Raw genomic sequence first — 24,891 nt, 5'->3', positions numbered from 1 at the left:
GGCCAGTCTTCGATTGCCAGAAATCTGCCTAAATCGTTCATTGGTCGTATGAATGGGCTAGCTCCGTCCCGCCGATAGCCACTTCGATCCACCCCCATGCCCCACCCGCCCAATCACCTCGCCGGGGAAGCCTCCCCCTACCTCCGCCAGCACCTCCACAATCCGGTGGACTGGTATCCCTGGGGGGAAGCGGCCTTCGCTCGCGCCCGGGAACTGGATCGGCCCATCCTCCTCAGCATCGGCTACTCCACCTGCCACTGGTGTCATGTCATGGAGCGCGAATCCTTCGAGAGCGAAGCCATCGCCGCCCTTCTCAATCAGCACTTCGTGTCGATCAAGGTGGACCGCGAAGAGCGCCCCGATGTGGACCAAATCTACATGGCCGCCTACCAAGCCCTGTCCAGCGAAGGCGGCGGCTGGCCTCTCCATCTCTTCCTCACCCCGGAACTCGAGCCCTTCTACGGAGGGACCTACTTCCCGCCCCAGCCTGCCCACGGCCGCGCCAGCTTCACCATGGTCTTGGAAAGCCTCCACCACACCTGGACCCACGAGCGGGCCAAAGTGCGTCAGCACGGCGCCCAGACGGCCCAGCAACTGCGCCACGCCCTGGCCGCCGACCCACCCTCCCCGGACCCCGAACTGGCCAGCCATCTCCTCCCGCGGGCCTTGGAAGAGCTCCAACGCGGCTACGATCGCGAACAAGGCGGCTGGGGCCGGGCCCCCAAGTTTCCCCGGCCCTCCCACCCGCTCTTTCTTTTGCACCAGGGCTGGCTGCAAGGGGAGGAAGCCGCCCTTGAGCAAGTCATCACGACCGCTCGCCGCATGCAGGAGGGCGGGATCTTCGACCAACTGGGCGGCGGCTTCGCCCGCTACGCGGTCGACCGCGAATGGCTCGTCCCTCACTTTGAAAAAATGCTCTACGACAACGCCCAGCTCGTCCATCTCTACCTCGATCTCTGGGGGCTGACCGGGGAAGAGAGCTTCGCCCAGACAGCGCGGGACACCCTCGACTACCTCCTCCGGGACATGACTCACGCCCAAGGGGGCTTCTTCTCCGCCGAAGATGCCGATAGTGAAGGCAAAGAAGGAAAGTTCTACACCTGGACGCTGGCCGAGATCGCCGAACTCCTGGGCGATGACCAGCTCCTCGACCTCGCCACCCGCCACTATGGGCTGACCCCCTCAGGCAATTTCCTCGACCACAGCGACCCCCAACCGCTCCTCAACCAAAACGTCCTCCACCAGGCCATCCCCTTCCGCCAACTGACCCCGGATGAACAAGAAACCCTCCCGCAAATCCGAGCCCAGCTCCTGGAAGCTCGCAGCCAACGGATTCGCCCCGGGCTGGATGACAAAATCCTCACCTCCTGGAACGGCCTTATGTTGGGCGCTTGCGCCCGCGCCGGCCTGCTTTTGCAGGAGGAACGCTACGCCCAAGCCGCACGGGAAAATCTCGCCTTCCTACGAAAGGCCCTCTGGGACAGCCGGTCAAAACGCCTCTCTCATCGCTGGCACGAGGGCCACCGGGATAGGGCCCAACTTCTGGAAGACTACGCCTTTCTCTTGGAAGGGCTCCTCTGGCACTATCAAAGCACCTTGGAAGCGGGCACTCTGGCCTGGGCCATCGAGATCAGCGAATCCATGATCGCTCGCTTTCATGACCCGAAGGCAGGCGGGTTTTTTCAAGCGCCCGAGCAGGAAGACCTCTTCGTCCGCATGAAGCCGGACTGGGACGGCGCCACACCCGCAGAAAACTCAGTCGCCCTCCGCAGCCTCCTCCGCTTGGCCGAAATCACTGGCCAGAACCGCTACCGTGAACTGGCCGAAAACACCCTCGCCTATTTCGCAGACACCCTCGAGCGAAGCCCCCATGCGCTGCCCTCCATGCTCCTGGGCTTGAGCGAAATGCAAACTGGCTTCACCCGCATCGTCCTGGTGGGCGACCCCCAGGCCAGCCAAACCCGAGCCCTTCTCCGGGCCAGTTTGGCCGCTCCCGGCCCGGCCCGGCTCGTCCTGGGAACCGAAGGTCCGGTCGACCCCTTCACCGCCACCTTGGCCCACCAAGCCACCCGGCCGACCGCCTTTGTCTGCCAAGGCAGGCAATGCCTTCTTCCGACCAGCGACCCTGCCCAGCTCGCCCAAAATCTCAGCCAGCGCGCCGCCCAGCCCTAACCATCCCTCGCCCGGGAGGTGCCACCTTGGCCTTCTTCTGAAGTCACCCTCCCTTCTGAGAGCGATCAATGAAATAGAGGAGGGCCAAGGCCACCCCGATGGCCAGCGCGATCACCACCAAAATCGAGGTCAAAGTGGTCACCAGCGAACTGCCCCCCGCCTCTTTTTCCTCCTCAGGCTCCGCCTGCTCCACCACCGCCATCGGTTGCAAAGGCGGGTCGGTATCGGGCTGGTCAAAAAGAGTCGCTTCGCTCCCCGGCGCCAGCAGCTGCATTCTCACCGAACCGATTTTCACGATATCGAGATCCTGAAGCAAAATTTCCGCCTGCTCCAGTCCGCCCTTGGAAATGCCGTTGGTGGAATGAAGATCCTTCAAAACACAGCCACTTTCCGAAACCACCAATTCCGCGTGGTGATTGGAAATGGACCCATCGTCTAAGACCACATCATTGTCGGGAGCCCGTCCGATCCGGACTCGGTCCATCTCCAAGCCGAATTTGAGAGAGGTGCCTTCGGGCAGTTGCAGAACGATTTTTTGAACGCCTTCCATGATTGAGGGGGGGTGGGTGGTGCCAGACAGCAACTCGGACCGGCCTTACCCTTACGTCGCAAAACTCCCCGACTTTTCTCCGGCTCCCCCGACCTCAGTTCGGGCTCAGCAGGGGAATGGCCGAAAGCAGGGTCCGGGTGTAATCGTGCTGGGGACTTTGGAAGACCGCCTCCGCATCCCCTTCTTCCACAATTTGGCCCAGCTGCATGACCGCGATGCGGTCGGCCAGGTAGTGAACCACCGAAAGATCGTGCGAGATGAAAATCATCGTAAGATCGAACTCTCGATTGAGCCGTTTCAAGAGATTGAGAATCTGCGATTGGATCGAGACATCGAGCGCCGAGACCGGCTCATCCGCGATGATGAGCCGAGGCTCAGGGGCCAAGGCGCGGGCGATCGCAATTCGCTGTCGCTGTCCGCCAGAAAACTCATGCGGATACTTCCGAAGCGCCTTGGCACTCAAGCCGACCGTCTCCATGAGCTTCCCGATCCTCTTTTCCAAATCGCTCTCTTGCGCCCTCGGATGACGTTGCCGCACGGCCTCGGCCAAAGTCGAAAAGATGGTCATGCGAGGATTGAGTGAGGCATAGGGATCCTGGAAGACCATCTGAAAATTCAAGCGCAAGGGACGAACCTGCCATTGGGAAAGCGCCGTCAACTCCTGGCCCTCCAAGACAATCCTTCCCGAGGTCACCGGCAACAGCTGCATCACGCAGCGGGACAAGGTGGACTTGCCACAACCCGATTCCCCCACCAAGCCCAGGATCTCCCCCCTCTCGACCGCCAGGGACACCTCTTTCACCGCTTCCACTTGCTCGACGCTCCGACCGAGCAAGCCGGACCGCTTGGTGAAGGTCTTGGTAACCGCATCTAGTTCTAACAAAGGCATCTCTATCGTCAGTCCGAGTTCGCTAAGCAGCCGGGGCAATCCTGCACCAAGTGGCCAGGCCCCATTTCTTTCATAGCAGGAGCCCCCTCCTCACAACATTGGGAACGAATCCCCAACTCGTTACGAGGGGCAAAAGCGCACCCCGCGGGCGGCTCCGTCAAGCTGGGCGGGGTCCCCGGAATGCTATACAGCGCCTCGCCCTTCGATTGCATCCCTGGAATCGATCTTTGCAAGGCGCGCGTGTAGGCGTGCCTCGGCTTTTGAAAAAGCCTCCGGGTGGGGGCGCTTTCCACGATGCGCCCGGCATACATGACATTGACGCGATCGCAGACTTGCGAGACCACAGCCAGGTCATGCGTCACAAAGATGACGGCCGTGCCGAGCTTTTCTTGTCGCTCCTTAATCAAATCCAAAACCTGCTTCTGGACCGTCACGTCGAGCGCCGTCGTCGGCTCGTCCGCAATGAGAATTTCCGGTCGGGTGATCAAGGCCATGGCAATCATGACCCGCTGCCGCATCCCACCTGAGAACTCGTGCGGATAACTGTGAATGCGCTTGGCTGCGTCCCTCACGCCGACTTCCTCCAGGGACTGGATCGCCCGCTCGAGCGCCTCGGCCTTCTCCACCTTCTCATGCAAGAGAAGAGGCTCCATCAACTGAGTGGAAATTTTCAGGTAGGGGTTCAGCGAGGTCATCGGATCCTGAAAGATCATGGAGATGCGCGAGCCGCGAACCGCCTGCAGTTCAGCCTGGGGCAGCCGCAAGAGGTCCCTGCCATCAAAGAGGGCTTGGCCGCGTTCGATCTTGCCCGGAGGCAAGGGGAGGAGTCCCAGCAGGGCGTAGCAGGAAACCGATTTTCCCGACCCGGACTCACCCACGATCCCCATGGTTTGCCCTTGATCGAGCTCAAAGGAAACGCCCTCCACGGCATGGACCACCCCATCCCGGGTGTAAAAGCGGACGGTCAGATCTTGGACGTCGAGAAGCATCGAAAAGTCATTGGGGTGAAGGGAGAGGGCTCACTCAGGATGGATCGCGAAAAAGGCCACTCCGCTGGTCTGGCAAGTCCTCATTCATTAGGTGAAAGTCATGCTTGGCACTTCAGTCCTTGGAAGATTTGACGTCCAGCGCATCCCGGAGTCCATCTCCCAGGAAATTCAGGGCGAAGAGCGTGATGCTGAAGGCGATTCCCGGCAGCAGGAGCAATTGCAGATTGGTCTCCATGTAATTGGCCCCGTCGTCCAAGAGAATGCCCCAAGAACTATCGGGCGCGGCCACCCCGAGGCCGAGATAAGAAAGCGAAGCCTCATAGAGAATGAAGCTGGGGATGGTCAAAGTGGTGTAAATGATGATGGGCCCTAAAATGTTGGGCAGAATGTGCCGGAAGAGGATGATGGCATGAGAAAGCCCCAAAGAGCGGGCGGCCTCCACAAACTCCAGATCTCGCATCGCCAGGACCTGGGCCCGCGTGATCCGCGCCATGGTCAACCAGCCCAAAATGCCAATCGCCACGAAGAGCGGCACAATGTTGGCGAATCGAGTGACTTGTTCTTTGTCCCACTTCCATTCTTCGGTGAGATACTTCACGACCTCCACCACATTCTCATCCAGCACCACCTTCAAAAGGATCACAATGAGAAGGAAAGGCAGGGCATAAAGGATATCCACAATCCGCATCAGGAGCGAATCCACCTTCCCGCCGAGATACCCGGAGAGGCCGCCATAAACGACGCCGATCAAAAGCGAGATGGTGGCGGCGATCAGCCCCACTAAAAGAGAAATCTGCCCTCCAAAGAGAATGCGGGATAAGAAATCCCGCCCCAGATGATCGGTCCCCAGCCAATGGGCTCCACTCGGACCTGAAAACTTATTGCCAAGGTCTTGCTGGTCCGGATCGGGGCAAAACCACGCCCCTACGAAACAGAGGAAAAACATGAGCCCCAAAATGACCAAGCTCGCGACCGCCATTCGATTGGCCAGCAATCGACGCAGGGCATCCGCTGTAAGCGAGACCCCTTTCGCGCCTGTGGGTGAGTCGAGCGAAGCCATCAGTCAGTCAAACGAACGCGTGGGTTGAGAGCGGCTTGCAGGATGTCTGCGCTCAGATTGGCCAAGACGATCAAGAAGCCGTAAAACATGACCAGCCCCTGCATGAGCGTGTAGTCCCGGCCGGTCGCGGCATTCAGAAAGTGCTGCCCCATGCCGGGCACGAAAAAGATGGTCTCCACAATGAACGATCCACTGATGAGGGCCGCGAAGGCGGGGCCGATGAAGGCCACGGCCGGAGTGACCCCACCGCGCAGCGCATGGAGCAAGATGACGCGCAAAGGCGGCACGCCCTTGGCATAAGCCGTTCGGATGTAGTCCTGATTGAGCACGTCCAACATGCCCCCGCGCGTCAGCCGCGCGATGTAGGCCGCGGTCGAAAACCCGAGCGTGAAGGACGGTAGGATCCAATCGGTCGGCGAATCCCAACCGGCCACGTTCAACCAAGCGACCTGGGCCGCCACCAAGATCACCAGCACCGGGCCAATCACGAAAGACGGCACGCAAATCCCGATCAGGGCCACCCCCATGGAAGCATAATCGGCGGGCGAGTTTCGCTTGAGCGCCGAAAGGATCCCGGAAGGAATTCCCAGCAGCAAAGCAAAACCGAGCGACCCGAAACCGAGCACAAACGAGACGGGAAAGGATTGGCCAATGATGTCGATGACAAGTCGCCCCTCCTTTTTCATGGAAGGGCCGAAATCGAATTCCAGGAAGGTTTTTTTAAGGGAGCGTAGGTACTGAATCGGGAGCGGCTGATCGAGACCCCAGTAGGCCTTCTGTCGCTCGATATTCTGCTCACTCATGGCCTTCTCATCCGTGAAAGGATCCCCCGGAACGGCCCGCACCAGAAAAAAGGTGATGGTATACAGGCAAAAAATCACGAGCAGCCCCTGTAGCAGACGTGAGACGAGATACCGCAGCATGTCAGGGGGAGAAGTGGAGGAACTTGAAGGGATGATTGTCCAACAAGAGGGGATGCCACCCCTCTAGCCTGGGATGCAGCAGGTAATTCCTGGTATACCAAAAGATGGGAAGGGTGGGCCAGTCATTGAGAAAGAGGGTTTCCGCCCTTTGCAAGGTGGCAAAGCGTTCCGCCGGATCCGCCATCTGCTCGGCCTCCCGCAACAAGGTTTCATACTCCACGCTGCTCCAGCTGGTGTTGTTGTTGCCCCCGTCCTTGATCCACATTTCCAAGAAGGTTGTCGGGTCGAGGTAGTCTCCGATCCAACCGCCCACGCCCAGGTCATAATCCAGTCTCTGCATGGCATTGAGGTAGGTGGCCCATTCCATCTGCCGGATGGTGATGCGAATTCCAAGCGTCTGTTCCCACATGGCTTGCAGGGCCTCCGAGAGCACCTTGGAAGTCTCGCTATCCGTGATGAGGAGACTGATGTCAGGAAAGCCTTTGCCACCGGGATAGCCCGCTTCGGCCATCAGTTGCTTGGCCAGCTCAGGATCATATTGGCCGACAACGGTTTCAGGCGATTGGTAATCCCCAAAAGGCGGCACCATCCCCAAAGCCGGCTTTTGGCCGCCTTTGAGCACATTCTCGATGAGAGCTGGGCGATCGATCGCCATCCCAAGGGCCTGGCGAACCCGCACGTCCCGGAGCGGACCATGGTCCACATTGCAGCGGATGAAGTAGGTCCCGAGGTAGGTTTCTTGTCGCAAGTTTTCGGCATAGTTCTCTTTGGCATGGGCAATCAACTCCGAGGCCAAGGTGTAGCTGACGTGCAGTTGGTTATCGAAAAACATCCGGGCCTCGGTGTAGACGTTTTTGATGGGGAGGTAGCGAATCTCGTTCAGCTTGACTACGTCGGCGTCCCAATAGGTCGGGCTCTTCTCGGCTACGATGTAGCGATTGAAAACCCATTCCTTCAGCTTGAAAGGACCGTTCGAAACCAAGTTCTCGGGATCGGTCCACTGCGTGAAACGATCCGTCATGGACCCGTGCGCCAGCACCGCGTGCCGAGGCACCGGATACCAGGTGTAGTGTTTGGTCAGTTCCGGCAGAAAGGGCGTGGGACCCCGCAACTTGAAATGGAGGGTATGCGGCCCCGAAGCGCTCACCCCGACCTCGGAAAAATCCGTGATTTCCCCTTTGTGGAAGGCTTCGCCGTTTTCCAGAAAGAAGAGCATGCCGGAGTATTTGGCCGCCAGCTCCTCGCTCAAGATCCTTTCATAAGCGAAGAGGAAGTCATCGGTCGTGACCGCCTTTCCATCCGACCACTTCCCGTCCGGCTGCAAGTGGAAGGTCCATTCGGTGAAGTCCTCATTGGCTTCCCAGCTTTGCGCCGCCCCGGGCAGGGAAACCCCGTTTTCCGAAGGATGCTCCACGCAGAGGCCTTCGAACAAGGCCCGGATGATATTGCTTTCGAGAACCCCGGAGACCAGGTGCGGGTCGAGGCCTTTGGGCTCCTCCCCATTGCCCATGATGAGGATGCCGGCGTCCGCCGCGGCGTCCGCATTGGCATCTGGATCGACACAGCCAGCGCTCCCCAAGCCGAGCACGACAAAGGAGAGGGCGAGAGCGGCTGGGCGGCACATAGGAGAAAGGCTTAGGGGGCTTCGGTGGGGGCTTCCACTCCGATTTTCTTCAGAAAGGGCGTGATGGAGTAGTCCCTCCCGAGAAAGGCCCGGATGGAGTCCCTGGGCGATCGAGAGTCTCCTTTGGCGAGAATTTCATGTCGCAGCCTCCGCCCCAGCTCTGGATTGAGAAAGCCCTTTTCGGAGGACTCAAAGTAATCGGCCAAATCAGCGCTGATGACATCGGCCCAGGCATAGCCATAGTAGCCCGCGTCATAATGCGTCAGGTGGCCAAAGCCCGCCACGTAGGCCGTTCCCTCAGGCGGTGGGAGGTAGACATTCTCGGCCACTCTGTTTCCCACCAGGGCCACATCGGTCACTTGCTCGGGGGCGGCGTAGGTGTGCAAAAGGAGATCGACGAGCGCGTAGTTGATCTGTCGACGATAGTGGATGCCCACGGTCGCCAACTCCGCGGCCTGCAAATTCTCCAAGACTTCCTCCGGGATCTTCTGGGAGGAGTCCCGGTAATCGGCGGCAAAGGTGTCGAGCGTGGCTTTGTCAGTCACCCAGTATTCCAAGACCTGCGAAGGCATCTCCACAAAATCTCGCGGGACACTCGTGCAGGCATGGCTGGCATAGCGGGCTTCGGTCAGCACCGAGTGCATGACGTGCCCAAATTCGTGGAAGAGCGTTTCCACATTGTCGAAGCTCAAAAGGGAGGGTTCGTCTGAGGAGGGTGGCGGGAAATTGCAGATGAGGGCCACAGTCGGCCGCTGGTAGATTCCATCCGCACCCAACTTTCCGCCAATGATGCCAAATTGAGCGAAATGATTGTATTTCCCCTCCCGGGGGAACATGTCGAGGTAAAACAAGCCCATGGGCTTGCCGGTCTCGCTATCGATCACCCCGTAGAGGGTGACCTCGGGGTGCCAAGGGTTGGGGTTCTCCATTTGCCGGATCTCGAGGCCGAAAATCTCCTCATAGACCGCAAACATTCCCTCGAGAGTCGGCTCATAGGGGAAGTAGGCCCGCAAGGCCTCTTGATCGATCTGGAACTGCTGGTTTTGCAAGACATTGCGGAAGTAGGGCACGTCCCACATCTCGACCTGCGCGTCCGCCTGCCCGGTCTCGCGGACTTTTAGTTGGCGAAGGACAGCCAACTCCTCCTCAAATTTGGGAGCCAGCCCTTCGTTCAGCTCCGAGAGAAATTCCCGCACCACTTGTTCGCTCCCGGCCATGCGGGACTCCGTTTTGTAGTCGGCCCAAGTCGGGTAGCCCAAAAGATTGGCGATGCGTGTTCGCAAAAGGACCATTTCCGTGAGCACGGGCACGTTCAGCTCCATGGCGTGGGTCGACCTGGCCACATAGACTTCTCGACGCACCTCCTCCGAGCGGGCATTCTGCAAAACGCCCAAGAGCTGCCAGGCGATTTGCGCCTGGACCGTGTATTCGTCCTGGCCTGTCTTCAGCTTGGCCAGGAGATTCTCCGGGACGCCCCGCAGCTCTTCGGCGGTCAAGATGACGGTGGCGCTGCTCTCGCGGATATTGCGACTGAAATCGTTGGTGGCACGGCTCAGCTCTTTTTTGAGCGCCTCGACTTGGGCCCGCTTCTCCGGCCTCAATTCAAAACCCTGCTGCCGGTAGCCCACCAGCACTTCGTTCAGCAGTCTCTTTTGATCTAGTTCGAGGACGGGCTCGGTCTCCGCGTAGGCTCGCACGGATCGATAGATGTCTTCTCGGTAGCCGAAGGAAACGGCGAACTCTTCGAAGCGGAGCAACTCCCGCTGGGCCACCTCGCGCAGGGCGGCCTCCGGGCTGGCGTTTTCCAGAATGTTGACCGCAGAAAGCCGATTCCAGGAAAGCGCTTCCAAGCCATCGAGGGCACCCACTGTGTTTTCAAAGGTTCGCTCCCCATCGGCGAGCGCCGCGATCTCATCGCCGACCGCGGTGTAGCCCGCGATGACCTCATCGATCCGCGCAGCCACTCCCTCCTCGTCCGCGGGAAACTCCGGGAGGGAGAGACGAACGCCAAACTCTTCCGCCTGTTCCTCGAATTCGCTCAGGGTCGGCAGACCAGCCTGAATGACAGCCAGGGGGCAAAGGAAAAGAAAGCGGAGCAGGAGGGACATGGGGATCGGGGCTTCCATCATCCTAAGAACGCGGGAAAAAGCGAATCCCGTGTCGGTTTTTTTCTCGGACGGAGCGAAGCGACTGCAAATTCACGGGAAGCTCATTGACCCCACTCCCGGCGCGCGCCACCCTTGCGCCCGCAACTCTCCCACCACCCATCCCCACGCTTCTTCTCTATGTCTGCACCGAAACAACCCGTGGTCTTCATCATCCGTGATGGCTGGGGCATCAACCCCGATGGCCTCGAGAAGGCCGAGGAAAATGGCGATGCCACCCTCCTCGCCCAAACCCCTTTCCACGATCACCTCTACCAAACCTACCCCCTCCATTGCCTGAGCGCGAGTGGGCTGGACGTGGGCCTGCCCGAGGGGCAAATGGGCAATTCCGAGGTCGGCCATCTCAATCTAGGGGCCGGTCGGATCGTGTATCAAGATTTCACCCGCATCAACAAAGCCATCGACGAGCAAGAACTCGGCTCGAACGCGGCGCTGACCGAGGCTTTCACCCAAGCCAAGTCCACTCGACTGCATCTCATCGGGCTCGTCTCCGATGGCGGCGTTCACAGCCATCAAAACCACCTGGTGGCCCTCGCGCAGGCGGCCCACCAAGCGGGGGTGAAGGACATCATGGTCCACGCCATCACCGACGGCCGCGATACCTCCCCCACCCGGGGCAAGGACTACTTGCACGACTGCGAACTCGCCCTGGCGGAAGCCAAAGCTCGCATCTCCACGGTGGTGGGTCGCTACTTCGCGATGGACCGGGACAATCGTTGGGACCGGACCCAAGTGGCTTGGGACGCCATCGTTCATGGCCAGGGCGAGCCGCGGGAAATGCTGGCTTCCGAAGCCGTCGAGCAATGCTACAGCCAACTCAACAAAACGGACGAGTTCCTGCCTGCCATGGTCTTCGGCCACGTCGAGGAAGAGCGGGTGCGCGACGGCGATGTCATCTTGTTTTTTAATTTCCGCGCGGACCGCGCCCGCCAACTCTCCCAGGCCTTTCTCCAGGAGGACTTCGTGGGCTTTGAGCGCGGGGGCCGACCGAAAACCCACTACCTCACCTTGACCGAATATGACGAAACCTACGGCGTGCCGGTGGTCTTCCCCCCGGTCGAGCTGAAAGACGTCTTGGGCGAAGTGGTCGGTCGGGCCGGACTGAAGCAACTTCGCATTGCCGAAACCGAGAAATATCCCCACGTGACCTATTTCTTCAACGGAGGGAAGGAAGTGGCCTTTCCCGGGGAAGAGCGGGAGATCATCCCCTCCCCGAAAGTGGCGACTTACGATCTCCAGCCGGAAATGTCGGCTGACCAAGTCACCGAAACCATCACCCGCCAGCTGGCCGACTACGACCTCGTCATCCTCAACTTCGCCAACCCCGACATGGTGGGTCACACCGGCGACATCTCGGCGGCCGTCCAAGCGGTCGAAAAAATCGATTGGGGGGTGCAGCAAGTGGTCGAGAAAACCCTGGCCCTCGGCGGACGCCTGGTCATCAGCGCCGACCATGGGAACTGCGAACAGATGAATCAAAAAAGCGACGGCTCGCCCCACACTGCTCACACCACCAACCTCGTGCATCTGCTCTACGTGGGAGCCGATCATGCCGAATATGAGCTTCGTGAGGGCATCCTGGCAGACATCGCCCCGACTCTTCTCTTCTTGCTCGGTCTGGAAAAACCAGATCGGATGACCGGCAAGTCGCTTCTCACCCGGAAGTCCTCGTGAGCCAGATCGCGCACAGCGGCGGCTTCCGTGTCTCGACTCGCGGCAAGGGCACCTACGAAATCACCGAGCACGTGGCCGCCATCGCGCAAGAAAGCGGCGCGCGGTCGGGGGTCGTGACCGTCTTCGTGCGCCACACCAGTTGCAGCCTCGTCATCATGGAGAATGCCGACCCCACCGCGAGGGCCGATCTCCACGCCTACTTTGATCGCCTGGTCCCGGAAAACGAAAGCTACTTTCAGCACACTCTGGAGGGACCCGACGACATGCCCTCCCACATCCGCATGTGTCTCACCGACGTCGACAAAAACATCCCGCTTCTGGACGGCCGCTTGGCGCTCGGCACTTGGCAGGGCCTCTTTCTCTTCGAGCACCGGGCGGTCCCTCATACCCGGCAACTGGTGGTCAGCGTGCTGGGGACTTCATGAGACCGGCCTCGAGCGACGATGAGCATTGACTTCCCTGGCGGAACCCCGCATACTCGGGCGAATCTTACCGAAGGGTGGCTCGTCGATCCGATCCATTCAGCGAAAGATGGAAACGAGTCACTCTCCCGTGACTGGTTTGGGAAAAAGTGAAGTTCCGCCTCGTTGATTCGCTTCTTCCTTCCGATGACCCCAGCGACGCACCTAGAGAATACCGAATCAAGAAATGGACATCTATGTGGGCAACCTGCCCTATGACGCCAGCGAGGCCGACGTCGAAGCCGCTTTTGCGGAGTTTGGGAGCGTGGCACGAGTGAAAATCATCGTCGATCACGACACCGGACGATCCAAAGGCTTCGCCTTTGTCTCCATGGAAGAAGCTGAAGGCGCCCAACGGGCCATTGAAGAAATGGATGGGGCTGATTTCAGCGGACGCCCTCTGCGAGTGAATGAAGCCCGCCCGCGTGAACCGAAACCTCGCTTTCAAGGGGGTGGGGGCGGTGGCTACAAAAAAGGTGGCGGTGGGGGCGGTCGCCGAGACCATGGCGGCGGGGGCCGGGATTGGGGCGATGATGGACCCAGTGGTGGTGGCGGTGGCTACGGCAAAAAAGGCGGAGGCGGCCACAAAAAGGGCGGCCCGCGGCGCGATCGCAAGCGCGACTTCGGCTACGGAGACGAGCCGGATTTCTGAATCGCTCGCCTCTCTCTAAGGAAAGACTTTCTAGCTCTGTCTTGCGCGGTCCTAGCCGCCGTGAGACAGGGCTTTTTCTTGCGGCCTGCGACCCCTGGCTGACTGCGCCCCGGGCAGGGGAACGGGGCTCGTCCGTCCGGCTGCCAGTGCCTTTATACCAAGCTGCAGAATTGGCTGGTAGAATGGCCGAGTGGATTTCGGGCCAGACCAAGGCGCGACGAGGGCGCGGTGCAGGCACCGTAACCGAGGAGCAACGCAGCGCTGGCTCGAAAAACACCGGCTCTTCCTTCCCCGCGCTTCAGCGCCTCTTCCCCATACCTCCTTCCCTCCATTCTACCTGTGAATTCTGGAGGTTGGTATTAGTCGCCCGCTCCAGGAATCCGGGCCCCTCATTGACCCGTAGCCACTTTCCACCTAATGTTATACCATGCCTACCCTAACTGAAGAACCACTCGTCTTCGCGAAAGCCACCGAACTTTGTGAAGCGCTTCTCGCGGACCCCGAACTGAAAGCGCTCCGTGAGAACATCGAACGCTTTGAAAACGACCAAGCTGCTCGCCTGATGTACGAGAGCGTCAAGGAATTGGGCGAAGACCTGCGACATCGGCAGCAATCGGGCGTGCAGCTAACCGATCAGGAAGTGGCTCAATTCGAAGCCGCGCGCGACACCCTCCTGAATAACGAAATCGCATCCGCCTTTCTCGAATCCCAGGAAGCCCTGCACCAACTCCAAAAAAAGATCTCGCGCCAAGTCGGCATGACACTCGAGATGGGTCGTCTTCCCACCGAAGAAGAGCTGGCCGAACCGGAGGGCGGCTGCTGTGGGGGAGGCGGAGGAGGCGGCTGCGGTTGCAACTAGACCCAAGCTGCCGCCTGACCTGAGGCGGGGCGGGGAAGAGGCCCTCCCCCTCCTCAAGCGTCTCCCCTTTTGTCCCGATGGACGACCTCACCGGGGAGCGTCGTGACCTGCGGCCAAAGCTTGCGCCCGGGATAGAGGGAAGTGTGAATTCCGGTGTGAACGCCGTCCCCGAGGATGCAGCCAAATTTTCGGCGTCCCGTATCGATCAATTCCCCCGCAATCTCGGAGCGATGAGAGCCTCCATCATGGCGGTAATTGGAGGTGATGGTGCCGGCTCCCAAGTTCACTCCCGCCCCGATGATGCTATCCCCCACATAGCTGAGGTGTCCCACGCTGGTATCGGGGTAGAGGATGGAATTTTTGATCTCGACCGCGTTGCCGATGTGGCAGCCATCGCCGATGGAGGTGGGGCCGCGGAGGTAACAATTTGGCCCAATCTTGCAGCCTTCGCCAATAACCACGGTGCCCTCAAGGTAGACCCCCGGGAGGAGCCGCGATCCCTTGCCCAGATGCAAGCTGCCCTCCACCACGGCCTGGGGAGAGACCTCTCCTTGGATGCGCCCTCCGCTCGACTCCGCTCCCAGGAGCGCCTCGTGCAAAGCGAGCAAATCCCAGGAGTAACGAAGGGAGAAGGACCCGGCCGACGCCAAAAGAGCCACCCCGTTCTCGGTCGGTCCCCCCTGAGAACCTCCTCGCCAAGCCAAGGCCTCGCCCAAGGCGTCCCGCAAAACGGCCGCCTCGTTCGGCTGCTGCCAAAGCGCCTCCAAATCCTTTCGTGCGATCCAAGAAGTGGATGGCCAAAAAAGCGGCCCTCCTCCCTGCAAGCCGGCTGCTTGGCTCTCGCAAGCCGCCCGCAGGGACTTCCCTCCCACCAAACACTCGGAAAGGGGACGAGTCAGCGTGAGAGGAGCGCAACCCACGGGGGCCGTCGGAAGATCAAAGAATTGGAGTGACATAATGGGTAAGGAGCGGGTCGGTCTCCTTCTAGAGAAGAGTCCAGCTTGGCCCACCTGCCCGCCAGCACCAATGGGAATCTTTGGCTGCTTGGCGATTCTTCTGGTAGCAGGCGCCTTTCTTGATTGACGCTGGCTTCGCACGAAGACAGGCTCTTGGATGCACGAATTGATCGGTCAACTCATGAAGGAAACAGGCCTCGGCCAAGAGCAGGCCGAAGGGGGCCTGGGAGCCATTTTGAACCTCATCAAGACGAAAGCCTCGCAACAGGATTTTGGGAAGTTGCAGGATCTTTTGGGCGGAGACGCGGTGGCCGGTTTTTTGAAGAAGGCTCCCAGCGATGGCGGGGCCATGGGGAAACTGGGTGGTCTCCTGGGCGGGTTGGGAGGGGGAAAAGGTCTCGGGAATCTGGCCATGCTGGCCGGACTCTTCAAACAGCTTCAGATCGACCCCGGAGTCATTCCCCAGTTTGGCTCCATCCTGGGAAAGTTCTTGGAAGACAAGGGCGCCGGTCATCTGACAGCGATTCTGGAATCGCTCAGCAAAAAATGACACTTTGGGATGGTCTTTTCGGCCAGAACTTGTTACACCAGAAGCTTCTAACCCAACCCAACCACCGATGTTCGAAGTATTCAAAAGCCCCAAGACCGGCAAATTTCATTTCCGCTTGAAAGCCAAAAACGGCGAAATCATTCTTTCCGGCCAAGCCTACAAAGACAAAGCCGGCTGCCTCAACGGCATCGAGTCGGTGAAAAAGAACGCTCAGGTGGAGGACCGCTTTGAAGTCAAGGAAGCCAGCAACGGGAAAAAGTATTTCACCTTGAAATCGACCAATGGGCAAATCGTCGGCACCAGCCAGCAATACAAATCTGACTCCGGGCTGAAGAACGGCCTGGCTTCCGTCGCCAAAAACGCGGCTGCCGGAGAGGTCAAGGAAGTGGAAAGCTGAACTCCGCTTCCCCACCCTGAGGATTCTTTCTTATACCAAGCTGCAGAATTGGTATTAGGCACCGATGGTTTCGGCCACGGCCCTTTCCAGCCGTTCGAGGGCGGCCCGGGCCCGCTCCCGGCTGGCATGTTCGGTCAAGAGCCGGATCTTGGCTTCGGTGCCCGAATAGCGGACCAGGACGCGCCCGTCTGGCGCAAGGTCCTTTTCCGCTTGCTGGATGGCGGCCAGCAAGGCAGGGACCTGCTCCAAGGGCGTTTTCCGGGCGACCTCCAACGCCAGATTGCACTGGGGAAACTCTTCCATGAAAGCAGCGAGCTCGGCCAAGCTTTGCCCGCTTTCCTTCATGAGAACCGCCAAGCGAAGCGCGGTCGCAATCCCGTCGCCCGTGGTGGCTTGGTCCAGGAAGATGACGTGCCCGCTGTTTTCGCCCCCCAGGACGAGGTCTCGGGCCCGCATGCGCTCGACCACGTGCCGATCCCCCACCGGCGTCACTTCGACCGCGATTCCCGCCGCCTTCATGGCCGCGTGCAGCCCGAGATTGCTCATGACGGTCACCGCCAGGGCGTTCTGTTTCAACTGGCCCGCTTTCTTGAGCGCGAGGGCCGCCAAGCCCAAAATCCGGTCGCCGCTCACGAGGGCCCCGGAAGCGTCCGCGAAGAGGGCCCGATCGGCATCCCCATCCAAGGCCACCCCCAAATCAGCCCCTTCCGCCAGCACGGCCTCGGCCATCCACTCCGGATGCATGGCCCCACAAGCTTGGTTGATATTCCGCCCCGTAGGAGAGGCCTGCCCCACGCTGACCTCCGCGCCCGCTTTCGTAAAAATGGCCTCCGCCACTGGGACCGAGGCACCGTGAGCCAGGTCCAGCACCATCCGCAAGCCCTCCAAGGCCCCTGCACCCCCCACCGCTGCCACGGACTGTTCCACAAAATGATCCCGAATGCCCGGATCAGGAAGTTCTTTTCCTCCGGCCCGCTCTTCCACAAAGGCCGGATCGTGCAGGAGAGCTTCCAGGGCTGCTTCGCCTTCGTCCGGAAGCTTGAAGCCATCGGCTCCAAAGAACTTGAGCCCGTTGTCCGCAAACGGATTGTGGGAAGCGGTCACCATGATCCCCCCCGAGAGGGACTGGTGCGGGACCCCCATGGCGACCGCTGGGGTGGGCAGCACGCCCGCGGAAATGACCTGGGCGCCGGCCGCCTGCAAGCCCTCGGCCAAGGCCTGCGTGAGCGCCGGGCCGGACTCCCGTGTGTCCCGACCGAGCAGAACGGTGGGCCCTTCTTCTCCCCCCTCCCGAAGGAGCTTGGCAAAGGCCTGCCCGGCTTTGCGCACGGTGGCTAGGTCGAGCGGGTATTCGTGGGCTGGCCCACGAATACCGTCGGTGCCGAAGAGGGTGGGGGCTGGGTTTTGACTCAAAGATCCGAGGAAGTTGGCTTGGGCAGCCTTCCTAGACGGGACGGGCCGCGGTGGCAACTGCCAAGGCTTGCCAAGCGGGGCATTTGCGATTGGTTCTAGCGATGGACTCGGAAGCTCGCCTGCGTGCCCTCGGCATTGAGGAAGACCAGCTCGAGGAGCGTTTCATCAAGGGCTCGGGAGCCGGCGGCCAAAAGATCAACAAAACCTCCTCCTGTGTGCAGCTCCGACACCTTCCTAGCGGCTGGGAGATCAAGTGCCAGAGCAGTCGCTCCCTGAGCGCCAATCGAGAGGAAGCCCGCCAGCTCCTCTGCGACCACTTGGAAGCCCAAGCCCGCGCGGCCCGGCAGAACCGACTGGCCCGTCGTTCCAAAATCCGGGCTCAAAAACGCCGTCCCTCCGCCAGCCAGAAGAAAAAAAACATCGAGCAAAAACGCCGCCACGGAGACAAAAAGCGCCTCCGAGGAAAACTAGACTGGTGAGCTGTCATAAGGGGGCGGCTCCCTCTCTATCCCTCGAATTTCTCGACTAGGATGGAGGCATTGTGACCCCCGAAACCGAAACTATTGCTCAGGGCGGCCTTGACCGGCGTTTCGCGGGCCTCGTTGGCCACATAATCCAAATCGCACTCGGGATCCTGGTCTTCCAGATTGATCGTGGGGGGAATAACTCCGTCCCGAATGGCGCCCACGCAAGCGGCCAGTTCGACGCCGCCGGCCGCTCCCAAGAGGTGGCCCGTCATCGACTTGGTGGAAGAGACTTTCAGCCCAGACTTGGCGTGTTCCCCGAAGGTCTGCTTGATGGCCTTGGTTTCGCAGATGTCTCCCAAGGGGGTGGAGGTGCCGTGGGCGTTCACATAGTCGACGTCCTCGGGATTGAGTTGGGCGTGGCCGAGGGCCATTTCCATGCAGCGGCTGGCCCCTTCGCCCTCCGGGTGGGGCGAGGTGATGTGGTAGGCGTCCGCGGAAATCCCGTAGCCCGTGATCTCGGCCAAAATTTCCGCCCCGCGTTTTTTGGCGTGCTCCAGCTCTTCAATCATGACCACGCCCGCACCTTCGCCCATCACGAAGCCATCCCGACCTGTATCGAAGGGTCGAGAGGCGGCGGCCGGATCGTCATTCCGGGTGCTGAGGGCCTTCATGTTGGCAAAGCCCACCACCCCGAGGCGCACGATAGCCGCCTCGGAACCGCCCGCCAAAGCAGCGTCCGCATCACCGAATTTGATGATCCGCCAGGCTTCTCCGATATTGTGATTGGCGGTGGCACAGGCCGTCACGATCGACATGTTGGGACCGCGCAGCCCATACTCCATGGAAACAATTCCGCTCGTGATATTGGCGATCATCATGGGAATGACAAAGGGGGAGACGCGGGGCGCGCCCTTGTTCATGAGGATTTCATGCTGAATCGTCATGATCTGGAGACCGCCAATCCCACTGCTGACCATGGTCGCGATGCGATCGGCGTTCTCGGGTGGGGTCTCGATGTCAAAGCCGGCTTGCTCGTAGGCCATTTTGGAAGCGGCGAGCCCGAGCTGGGTGAAGCGATCCGCCCGGCGGACATCCTTGGGCGATTTGAAGTAGGCCTTGGGGTTGAAATCGAGAACCTCGCCCGCGATCCGCACCGGCAGCTCGCTCGGGTCAAAGGCCTGGATCGCACGGATCCCGCTTTTTCCGGCCACGGAATTCTGGAGAAAGGTCTCGGTGTCATTGCCAATCGGCGAAACCACGCCCACGCCGGTAATGACCACTCTTCGTTCGCTGTTCATGAGAGGGAAATCAGGAGGGAGCATGAGAGCAGGGGGTGGCGGAAAGCTCAAGCGGGAACTTTTGACCCTCCCGGCCCCGCCTCCCGCTGCCTCCCCCTCCCACTCTGGCTCAAGGAACGCGCTGGAAGGTCCGCTCGTTCCGTCTTCCGCAGGCTGGGCAAGCGATGGGTCGGCTGCTGGGCTTGGCCGAGAACTCGTGCCCGCAGACCTGGCAGCGAATGCGGTGGGGCGCTTCCGTCTGCTCGAACCTCCCTCGATCCCGCTCACTCCGCAGCCAAGCCAAGAGCAAGAGGGAGACCCCCACCAGGGCAAAGAGGGAGAGCAGCAAGGGGACGGTGACCTGAATCATGGGGCCTCAGTTGATTTGAATCCACCCGGAAAGCCGGGTCTGCCCCGGCTGGGGAGCGAAGCGCAGGGAGCGCAAGAAGGCCTGGAGTCCAGGATCGATCTCCGAGTTGGGAGTGGCGTCCAAGAGGAGCCCCCGGACGCGGCCTTCGGCATCGACCTCCACCCGCGCCCGCACCACCTCTCCCGCGAGCGCTCGCAGCCAAGCGCTCTCCTCGGGGACGGGGAGATGCCGCAGCGCTCGTTGGGCCAGGGGGCCAGAAACTTGCACCGGAGGCGTCAGGTGGCTCGGCTCAGCGGGCGCTCCAGGCGCCGCCATCGCCGCACCCTGCTCCGGAAAGTAGACCCGCCCCCATTCGGAAACAGTCGGGAGGGCCCGTTCTTCCCGCTCTGGAGGCGATTCCAAGGCCCGCAGGCGATGCGCTAGGTATTCTGGAACCGGGGCCGCCGTGAAAGGGGTCTCCGGCAGGGCTTCGGGCTCGGGGGAGAAGAAGCTGAGATCCCGATGCTCCATGGTGGCGAGGAGCTCTCGACCAAGCGGGGTGCTGACCGAGATGATTTCCAGTTCGCCGCCCACATGCTCCTCGACCGTGCCTGTGGCGGGCTTGCTCACAAAAAGCAGCAGCAGGACCAGATGGACGAGCGCCGAGAGCGCGAGACAGGCCAACGCGCCCCACCAGCGCCCCACTTTGCCCTGCCAAGAAAAGAGGAGGCCCGGGCCTTTCGCTTCGTCCGTTTTCATGGCGGTGGGGACCCCTCTCCCAAATTCAGGAGAGCGGCCCGCATGCCTCGCAGTTGGATCGCCTCCGCGATTTGGAAGACCACTCCATGGGAAGCGCTGGCATCCGCTTTGATGACAAAGCTGGGCAAGTCCTCTCCCTCCTTCATGAGCATCTTATCCAGCTCGGCTTGGAACTCGGGCAGGCTCAGTCGTCGATTGTCGAGATAGACGACCGGCTCCTCCACCGCGGCCGTGACCGAGAGCAAGCGGGCCTCGGCAAAGCCCGTCGGATCAAAGTGAAAGCGCGTCTGAGGAGCCGACAGCTCCACCCCACTGGGCTGGATCAAGTTCGAGAGCAGGAGAAAGAAAATCAGGAGCGTGAGGACGACATCGGTCACCGGCGAGAGATGCAGCGTCCACGCTTGCTGGGGCAGCGTGCTTTCCAATTTCATGAGCCGGCCCGCTCTTGACGCTTCTTAGGAGTCTCCCGACGAAACTCCACGATTTCCCCATCCCGGCGGGCATCGTCGATCAAATTCACAATCTCAATCCCCGCTCGCTCCATATCGTGCCGCAAATCCCGCGCCTTGCTCGCGAGGTAGGCAAAGGTCAGGTAAGCCGGAAGCGCCACCGTCAAGCCCGCGGCCGAGGTGACCAGACTTTCATACACCCCTCGGGAAAGCCGGGCGGGCGTGACAAAGCCCGCCCCCTCACTCACGCTGATCCAGGTGTCGATGAGACCGATGAGGGTGCCGAGCAAACCAATGAGCGGAGCCACCATCGCGATGGAAAAGAGAATGGGCAAAAAGCGCTCCAAGCGCGGCACCTCCAGTTGCCCCGCCTCCCGCACCACCTCTCGCAGTTCCCCCCGGGGCAAATCGTGGCGAAGGAGCCCTGCGTGGATGACGCGGGCGATCGGCCCGGGCGTGGCCGCGGATTCCCGCAAGGCTTCCGCAAAATTCTTGCGACGGATCAGGACCGCCAAGCCTTGAAGAAGGGGGGAGAGATGCAGGGAAGCGCTCCGGTAGACGAAGAGACGCTCCAAACCGATGGCGAAGACCACGATGCTGCAGCCAAGCAACAGCCACATGAGCGGGCCTCCTTTCTGAATCAGCTCCAGCATGAGTCGAGAGAGCATCGCGGGCGCGATGCGAAGGTTATTTACAACAACCTGGCCTCAGGGAAAAGGGGAAAGTTTCTCCCACAACCTGCTCAGCGAGAAGCGATCAGACCTGCGGAAACGACCGATCCGGCTGGCCTCCCTCCGGCGGGGCTGGGTAGGGGAACTGAGCCAGCCCGGGAGCCGCGCCCTCCCCGCCTTCGGTCCCCAACATGGCGCCGAGAAAGACAGGCGAAAACCGCTCGGCGCATTCGCGAAGGTGGGCCGGAGCACTCTGCTGATCGTAGCCGCAGGCCAAAAAGAGCCGGGTCATGAAGGGCCAGAGACACAGTCCCTTGCTGCCAACCGCGCTCGTGATGAAAGGCTCGGCTCCATGCCCGGACCATTGGGACAACTGAGCCATGGCACTCCCGGCAGCCGCCGCCAGCGGCCCCACCACTTCGGGCGGCGCTTCCGCCATGCTCCGGAGACGGAGCATGGCCCCGGTCTGGTCCACCAGCATGATCCATTGGCAGCGGGATTGTTGCAGAAAATTGCCAAAGACATGGTCCAAGCGGGCCAGGGCCGTCTCATCCAATAACATGTGCTCGGATTCCATGGTGGGAGGCTTTTCGAGGTCTTAGCTGGCCGCCACCTTGCTGCCGGACTTGGCTCCCTCTTGGGTCACGAAGGATTCGAAGCGTTGGAGGACGAGTTGGGTCAGGGCGTCCATGGTGGAGAAGACTTGGTGACCCTCGGTCGCGACCGATTCGAACTCGGGACGCGGGACCAGGCCTCGGTTGAGGAGATAACGCAGGTTTTCAATGGGGGCGGCGTTTGGGAGATCGCGTTTGTTGTATTGGAGAACGGTCGGGAGCTGGGTTGGCTCCACGCCATTGTCCTTCAGGTTTTGTTCAGTGAAACGGAGGGATTCCGCGTTCTCTTCCAAGCGACGCTCATCCGAGTCGGCCACGAAGACGATCCCATCCACCCCCTTCAGCACCAGCTGGCGGGTGGCGTTGTAGACGATCTGCCCGGGGACGGTGTAGAGCTGAAACTTCACTTGGTAGCCGCAGATCTCGACCGCATTGACCGGGAGAAAATCAAAGAAAAGAGTGCGGTCGGCGGCGGTTGCCAGCGAGACCATATCCCCCCGCTTGTCGCTCGGGAGAGCTCCGTGGATATGATTGAGATTGCTGGTTTTGCCGCCGAGAGCCGTTCCGCAGTAGACGAGTTTCAAGACGGCTTCGCGCCGGTCTTCGTTGATGACAGCCATGGAGAGAGAGGATGGAGTTCAGGCAGGGAGAGGGCGAGAGAGGAGCCCGAGCAATCGAGAGACGATCCGCTTCAAAAAGCGGCCAGCTCTCGAGTGCAAATGATGAGCTTCTCGCGCACGCCCGGCGCAAACTTGGCACCATCATGCAGGATGGCCAAGGTGACATTGCCGTAAGTGAAGAAGCTCAAGAGCCCATTGGAAGTCTGGATGGCAAAGGTGCTGGCGTCGTCGATGCCCAGCTTGCGAGTCAGCGCGCTCAACTGCTCCAAGGTGGCCTTGGCGGAGGCGGCGAAGTCATCGCCCTCCGACTGCCCATCGAGCGCGAGCGCTTTCTTGACCCCGGGCAGCTCGGCCACCAGGGCGAGAATCTTGGCGCGATCCGCAGGCTCCGTCAGCCCGAAGATGGCCCGCAGCTCGAGCTGGGTGTAATCGTCATCGTCGAAGCTGGTGCCGACCGGTGGCGTGGGGGCCACCGGGGCGGAAAGAGCCGCGGGAGCGGCCGGCTGGGGAGCGCTCGGCGCGGGGGCCGGGGTCGCTTTCGGGGCCGGGCTGTTGCCCCCAAAAGGAGTGATCGCGGGCAGGGCGGGAGCGGCCGCCGGGGCGGGCGGGCTAGGCGCGGACGCAGCAGGACTCCCGGGCGCTTTCATGAAGGGAGAGCCTCTTTGCTCGGCTTGGGCACCCGAGCTGAAGGGGGTGGAGAAAGGAGAAGGGGGCGCGTCCGCAGGCGGCTTGGGCGCAGCCGATGGCTGGTCCAGCACGTCGTCGGGCAGCTCCCGGAAGACTTCCATGAGAGGCAGTTGGACTTCCTGGCTTTCGTCCTGTCCGGCGAAGAGCGCCCGCTGGTCGGCCGGGAGACCAGCCACAATTTCAGAAAGGCGAACGGCCACCCGACCACTCGAAAGCTGGCTGGAGACGCGCTCGAGAGGCAAGGCCACCCGCAGCGCTTCCGGCACGTTGGCCGAGGAGATGCCCAAAGCCTTGCCACCAGGCCCAGAGAGGATTTCGCTCAAACCGAGCTGGAGGGTGGCTCCCTCGCTTCCAGGAGGCGTGTTCTCCGGTAGGGCAGGAGGACCGGCTGGGGTGGGCGGCTGGGCCATCCCGAAAGGGGAGCCAGCCGGAGCGGCGGCCGAAGCGGGTGGGGTAGGCGCCTTGCTGAAGGGCGAGGCGGCGGGCGCTGGCTCTTTCGGCCCCTCAGGAGACGCCCCCGCTTGCTTGCCGAATTGAGCGAAAGGATTGGTCTCTGGTTTTTTGAGCGCACCATTTTCCGCCGATTTTTCGCCCGCCCCGGAAGCCTCTGGAGCGAGGGGACGGAAGCCGGGAATACCGCCTTGGATGGGACCGGTCGGAACGGCCGGCTTGCGACCCAGCTGGGGCTGGGCAGGTGGGGCGGGCGCGGCCTCCACTTTGGAAAAAGGGCTGGGAGTGGCCGGCGAGGGGGAAGGGGAAACAGTGGAGAAAGGAGAAGGAGCCGCGGCGGGCGGCGAGGAGTCTACTTTTTGGAAAGGGCTGCTCCCGCTGGGAGAACCCACGTTTTCCTGAGCCCCGACCGCAGGCAGTGGGATTTCTTGATCGGTCTCAGGCGAAACCGGGCGGGCAAAAATGCTGGAACAACGCTGGTAGACTTCCGAGAGCCGAACCGCCGTCTTGGCAAAGGGAGCGCCCGGAGGGTTGGCGACGAGCGGGATGGCCACTTCGGGAGGCGTGACTCCTTGGCGAAGGAACTCTTTCGGCAGATGAGCGATGATCTGGCTGAGCGGCCGGGAGGCACCGAGCGGCCCGAGCGCGGTTGGCGGCGACGGGGCGGCCGGGGCGGAGGCGGCGAAGGGACTGCCGTTCGAGAGATTGACATGACCGGGCGACTGCGAGGAGCCATCGCGATCATTGAGATTGAGCGGCGGAGTGGGCGATGAAGCGCCATCGCTGGAAATCATTTTGCGGAAAGAAAAGGCCATGGTGAGAGCAAGGAGTAGTGGTCAGACGGAGAAGCGATGGATCAATTCGATAATTTGCCTTTAATTATAGAAATTTTATTGTTTATGTCAAACATATTTATAATTTTAAGAAAACTAAAGTAACTGCCAGTCCCCTAGGAAAATTTTAACAGAAGCCATCCCGCCTGACCATGAGGAAATGGCTTCATTCTGAGGGGCCCCCTTATACCAAGCTGCAGAATTGGCTGGTAGAATGGCCGAGTGGATTTCGGGCCAGACCAAGGCGCGACGAGGGCGCGGTGCAGGCACCGTAACCGAGAAGCAACGCAGGGCTGGCTCGAAAGACTCCGGCTCTCCCTTCCCCGCGCTTCAGCGCCTCTTCCCCACACCACCTCCCCTCCATTCTTCCAGTGTATTCTG

Annotated in this window: 25 protein-coding genes; 8 read left to right on the top strand and 17 right to left on the bottom strand. The window is 61.0% G+C overall.

The genetic code is table 11. The features are described 5' to 3' along the window. The first annotated feature begins 96 nt into the window (after positions 1-96). Complete coding sequence (locus AAF555_01445) at positions 97-2,172, top strand: thioredoxin domain-containing protein (GenBank protein ID MEM6910221.1); 2,076 nt, start codon at positions 97-99, stop codon at positions 2,170-2,172. A 43-nt stretch (positions 2,173-2,215) separates the two neighbouring features. On the opposite strand, the gene AAF555_01440 is transcribed toward AAF555_01445, so the two are convergent. The 7 genes from AAF555_01440 to AAF555_01410 all read right to left on the bottom strand — a co-directional run bounded on the left by AAF555_01440 (position 2,216) and on the right by AAF555_01410 (position 10,315). Then, positions 2,216-2,722: an FHA domain-containing protein gene (locus AAF555_01440; GenBank protein ID MEM6910220.1), complete on the bottom strand. Its 507-nt coding sequence runs from the start codon at positions 2,720-2,722 to the stop codon at positions 2,216-2,218. 94 nt (positions 2,723-2,816) lie between these two features. Further along, positions 2,817-3,611, bottom strand: a complete 795-nt coding sequence (locus AAF555_01435; protein ID MEM6910219.1) for an ATP-binding cassette domain-containing protein — start codon at positions 3,609-3,611, stop codon at positions 2,817-2,819. A gap of 8 nt (positions 3,612-3,619) precedes the next feature. After that, on the bottom strand, positions 3,620-4,600 hold the full coding sequence (locus AAF555_01430; protein ID MEM6910218.1) for an ABC transporter ATP-binding protein: 981 nt from the start codon (positions 4,598-4,600) through the stop codon (positions 3,620-3,622). Between the two features lie 112 nt (positions 4,601-4,712). Beyond that, on the bottom strand, positions 4,713-5,660 hold the full coding sequence (locus AAF555_01425; GenBank protein MEM6910217.1) for an ABC transporter permease: 948 nt from the start codon (positions 5,658-5,660) through the stop codon (positions 4,713-4,715). Next, a complete protein-coding gene (locus AAF555_01420; protein ID MEM6910216.1) occupies positions 5,660-6,583 on the bottom strand; it encodes an ABC transporter permease in 924 nt (307 codons plus the stop codon). The genes AAF555_01425 and AAF555_01420 overlap by 1 nt, the downstream gene beginning before the upstream one ends. Before the next feature lies 1 nt (position 6,584). Then, positions 6,585-8,207, bottom strand: a complete 1,623-nt coding sequence (locus AAF555_01415) for a peptide ABC transporter substrate-binding protein (protein MEM6910215.1) — start codon at positions 8,205-8,207, stop codon at positions 6,585-6,587. Positions 8,208-8,218: 11 nt separating this feature from the next. Further along, on the bottom strand, positions 8,219-10,315 hold the full coding sequence (locus tag AAF555_01410) for a M3 family metallopeptidase (GenBank protein ID MEM6910214.1): 2,097 nt from the start codon (positions 10,313-10,315) through the stop codon (positions 8,219-8,221). A gap of 177 nt (positions 10,316-10,492) precedes the next feature. Between AAF555_01410 and gpmI the strand changes: the two genes are divergently transcribed. The 4 genes from gpmI to AAF555_01390 all read left to right on the top strand — a co-directional run bounded on the left by gpmI (position 10,493) and on the right by AAF555_01390 (position 14,018). After that, positions 10,493-12,046, top strand: a complete 1,554-nt coding sequence (gene gpmI, locus AAF555_01405; protein MEM6910213.1) for a 2,3-bisphosphoglycerate-independent phosphoglycerate mutase — start codon at positions 10,493-10,495, stop codon at positions 12,044-12,046. Continuing rightward, on the top strand, positions 12,043-12,471 hold the full coding sequence (locus AAF555_01400) for a secondary thiamine-phosphate synthase enzyme YjbQ (GenBank protein ID MEM6910212.1): 429 nt from the start codon (positions 12,043-12,045) through the stop codon (positions 12,469-12,471). The genes gpmI and AAF555_01400 overlap by 4 nt, the downstream gene beginning before the upstream one ends. A gap of 223 nt (positions 12,472-12,694) precedes the next feature. Beyond that, entirely contained in the window at positions 12,695-13,159 is a 465-nt protein-coding gene (locus AAF555_01395) for an RNA-binding protein (protein MEM6910211.1), read from the top strand. 427 nt (positions 13,160-13,586) lie between these two features. After that, positions 13,587-14,018, top strand: coding sequence for a YlbF family regulator (locus AAF555_01390; protein MEM6910210.1), 432 nt, complete (start codon positions 13,587-13,589; stop codon positions 14,016-14,018). A 53-nt stretch (positions 14,019-14,071) separates the two neighbouring features. Here the strand turns inward: AAF555_01390 and AAF555_01385 are convergent, their stop codons facing one another. Further along, positions 14,072-14,974, bottom strand: a complete 903-nt coding sequence (locus AAF555_01385) for a hypothetical protein (protein MEM6910209.1) — start codon at positions 14,972-14,974, stop codon at positions 14,072-14,074. A 157-nt stretch (positions 14,975-15,131) separates the two neighbouring features. Between AAF555_01385 and AAF555_01380 the strand changes: the two genes are divergently transcribed. After that, positions 15,132-15,524, top strand: coding sequence for a DUF2780 domain-containing protein (locus tag AAF555_01380; GenBank protein ID MEM6910208.1), 393 nt, complete (start codon positions 15,132-15,134; stop codon positions 15,522-15,524). Between the two features lie 67 nt (positions 15,525-15,591). Further along, positions 15,592-15,921: a YegP family protein gene (locus tag AAF555_01375; GenBank protein ID MEM6910207.1), complete on the top strand. Its 330-nt coding sequence runs from the start codon at positions 15,592-15,594 to the stop codon at positions 15,919-15,921. 54 nt (positions 15,922-15,975) lie between these two features. Here AAF555_01375 and glmM read toward each other — a convergent pair whose 3' ends face one another. Next, positions 15,976-17,334, bottom strand: a complete 1,359-nt coding sequence (glmM, locus tag AAF555_01370) for a phosphoglucosamine mutase (GenBank protein MEM6910206.1) — start codon at positions 17,332-17,334, stop codon at positions 15,976-15,978. Between the two features lie 50 nt (positions 17,335-17,384). On the opposite strand from glmM, the gene AAF555_01365 reads away from it, so the two are divergent. Next, positions 17,385-17,813, top strand: a complete 429-nt coding sequence (locus tag AAF555_01365) for a peptide chain release factor-like protein (protein ID MEM6910205.1) — start codon at positions 17,385-17,387, stop codon at positions 17,811-17,813. 26 nt (positions 17,814-17,839) lie between these two features. Here AAF555_01365 and fabF read toward each other — a convergent pair whose 3' ends face one another. From fabF to AAF555_01325, 8 genes are all read right to left on the bottom strand, one after another. Then, positions 17,840-19,123, bottom strand: a complete 1,284-nt coding sequence (gene fabF, locus AAF555_01360; GenBank protein ID MEM6910204.1) for a beta-ketoacyl-ACP synthase II — start codon at positions 19,121-19,123, stop codon at positions 17,840-17,842. Positions 19,124-19,208: 85 nt separating this feature from the next. Further along, a complete protein-coding gene (locus AAF555_01355) occupies positions 19,209-19,448 on the bottom strand; it encodes a hypothetical protein (GenBank protein MEM6910203.1) in 240 nt (79 codons plus the stop codon). 6 nt (positions 19,449-19,454) lie between these two features. Further along, complete coding sequence (locus AAF555_01350; GenBank protein ID MEM6910202.1) at positions 19,455-20,186, bottom strand: hypothetical protein; 732 nt, start codon at positions 20,184-20,186, stop codon at positions 19,455-19,457. Next, the gene (locus AAF555_01345; GenBank protein ID MEM6910201.1) at positions 20,183-20,617 is read right to left on the bottom strand and encodes a biopolymer transporter ExbD; all 435 of its coding nucleotides are present in this window, start codon (positions 20,615-20,617) and stop codon (positions 20,183-20,185) included. Before AAF555_01345 ends, AAF555_01350 begins: the two co-directional genes overlap by 4 nt. Next, positions 20,614-21,303, bottom strand: coding sequence for a MotA/TolQ/ExbB proton channel family protein (locus AAF555_01340; GenBank protein MEM6910200.1), 690 nt, complete (start codon positions 21,301-21,303; stop codon positions 20,614-20,616). Before AAF555_01340 ends, AAF555_01345 begins: the two co-directional genes overlap by 4 nt. Before the next feature lie 88 nt (positions 21,304-21,391). Beyond that, positions 21,392-21,883 carry a hypothetical protein gene (locus AAF555_01335; protein MEM6910199.1) on the bottom strand — a complete coding sequence of 164 codons (492 nt, stop codon included), beginning with the start codon at positions 21,881-21,883 and terminating at the stop codon, positions 21,392-21,394. A 21-nt stretch (positions 21,884-21,904) separates the two neighbouring features. Further along, positions 21,905-22,540, bottom strand: a complete 636-nt coding sequence (locus tag AAF555_01330) for a GTPase domain-containing protein (GenBank protein ID MEM6910198.1) — start codon at positions 22,538-22,540, stop codon at positions 21,905-21,907. A 71-nt stretch (positions 22,541-22,611) separates the two neighbouring features. Further along, positions 22,612-24,492, bottom strand: coding sequence for a hypothetical protein (locus AAF555_01325; GenBank protein MEM6910197.1), 1,881 nt, complete (start codon positions 24,490-24,492; stop codon positions 22,612-22,614). Between the last annotated feature and the right edge of the window lie 399 nt (positions 24,493-24,891).

Source organism: Verrucomicrobiota bacterium, from assembly GCA_039027815.1.
GTDB lineage: Bacteria > Verrucomicrobiota > Verrucomicrobiia > Verrucomicrobiales > JBCCJK01 > JBCCJK01.
Note: the sequence above shows the minus strand (reverse complement) of the source record. Positions and strands in the feature narration are given on the sequence as shown.

Excerpts from the sequence above, each read along its gene's own strand:
- AAF555_01445 (MEM6910221.1), top strand. The coding sequence starts at position 97 with ATGCCCCACCCGCCCAATCACCTCGCCGGGGAAGCCTCCCCCTACCTC.
- AAF555_01440 (MEM6910220.1), bottom strand. The coding sequence starts at position 2,722 with ATGGAAGGCGTTCAAAAAATCGTTCTGCAACTGCCCGAAGGCACCTCT.
- AAF555_01435 (MEM6910219.1), bottom strand. The coding sequence starts at position 3,611 with ATGCCTTTGTTAGAACTAGATGCGGTTACCAAGACCTTCACCAAGCGG.
- AAF555_01430 (MEM6910218.1), bottom strand. The coding sequence starts at position 4,600 with ATGCTTCTCGACGTCCAAGATCTGACCGTCCGCTTTTACACCCGGGAT.
- AAF555_01425 (MEM6910217.1), bottom strand. The coding sequence starts at position 5,660 with ATGGCTTCGCTCGACTCACCCACAGGCGCGAAAGGGGTCTCGCTTACA.
- AAF555_01420 (MEM6910216.1), bottom strand. The coding sequence starts at position 6,583 with ATGCTGCGGTATCTCGTCTCACGTCTGCTACAGGGGCTGCTCGTGATT.
- AAF555_01415 (MEM6910215.1), bottom strand. The coding sequence starts at position 8,207 with ATGTGCCGCCCAGCCGCTCTCGCCCTCTCCTTTGTCGTGCTCGGCTTG.
- AAF555_01410 (MEM6910214.1), bottom strand. The coding sequence starts at position 10,315 with ATGTCCCTCCTGCTCCGCTTTCTTTTCCTTTGCCCCCTGGCTGTCATT.
- gpmI (MEM6910213.1), top strand. The coding sequence starts at position 10,493 with ATGTCTGCACCGAAACAACCCGTGGTCTTCATCATCCGTGATGGCTGG.
- AAF555_01395 (MEM6910211.1), top strand. The coding sequence starts at position 12,695 with ATGGACATCTATGTGGGCAACCTGCCCTATGACGCCAGCGAGGCCGAC.
- AAF555_01390 (MEM6910210.1), top strand. The coding sequence starts at position 13,587 with ATGCCTACCCTAACTGAAGAACCACTCGTCTTCGCGAAAGCCACCGAA.
- AAF555_01385 (MEM6910209.1), bottom strand. The coding sequence starts at position 14,974 with ATGTCACTCCAATTCTTTGATCTTCCGACGGCCCCCGTGGGTTGCGCT.
- AAF555_01380 (MEM6910208.1), top strand. The coding sequence starts at position 15,132 with ATGCACGAATTGATCGGTCAACTCATGAAGGAAACAGGCCTCGGCCAA.
- AAF555_01375 (MEM6910207.1), top strand. The coding sequence starts at position 15,592 with ATGTTCGAAGTATTCAAAAGCCCCAAGACCGGCAAATTTCATTTCCGC.
- fabF (MEM6910204.1), bottom strand. The coding sequence starts at position 19,123 with ATGCTCCCTCCTGATTTCCCTCTCATGAACAGCGAACGAAGAGTGGTC.
- AAF555_01355 (MEM6910203.1), bottom strand. The coding sequence starts at position 19,448 with ATGATTCAGGTCACCGTCCCCTTGCTGCTCTCCCTCTTTGCCCTGGTG.
- AAF555_01350 (MEM6910202.1), bottom strand. The coding sequence starts at position 20,186 with ATGAAAACGGACGAAGCGAAAGGCCCGGGCCTCCTCTTTTCTTGGCAG.
- AAF555_01345 (MEM6910201.1), bottom strand. The coding sequence starts at position 20,617 with ATGAAATTGGAAAGCACGCTGCCCCAGCAAGCGTGGACGCTGCATCTC.
- AAF555_01340 (MEM6910200.1), bottom strand. The coding sequence starts at position 21,303 with ATGCTCTCTCGACTCATGCTGGAGCTGATTCAGAAAGGAGGCCCGCTC.
- AAF555_01335 (MEM6910199.1), bottom strand. The coding sequence starts at position 21,883 with ATGGAATCCGAGCACATGTTATTGGATGAGACGGCCCTGGCCCGCTTG.
- AAF555_01330 (MEM6910198.1), bottom strand. The coding sequence starts at position 22,540 with ATGGCTGTCATCAACGAAGACCGGCGCGAAGCCGTCTTGAAACTCGTC.
- AAF555_01325 (MEM6910197.1), bottom strand. The coding sequence starts at position 24,492 with ATGGCCTTTTCTTTCCGCAAAATGATTTCCAGCGATGGCGCTTCATCG.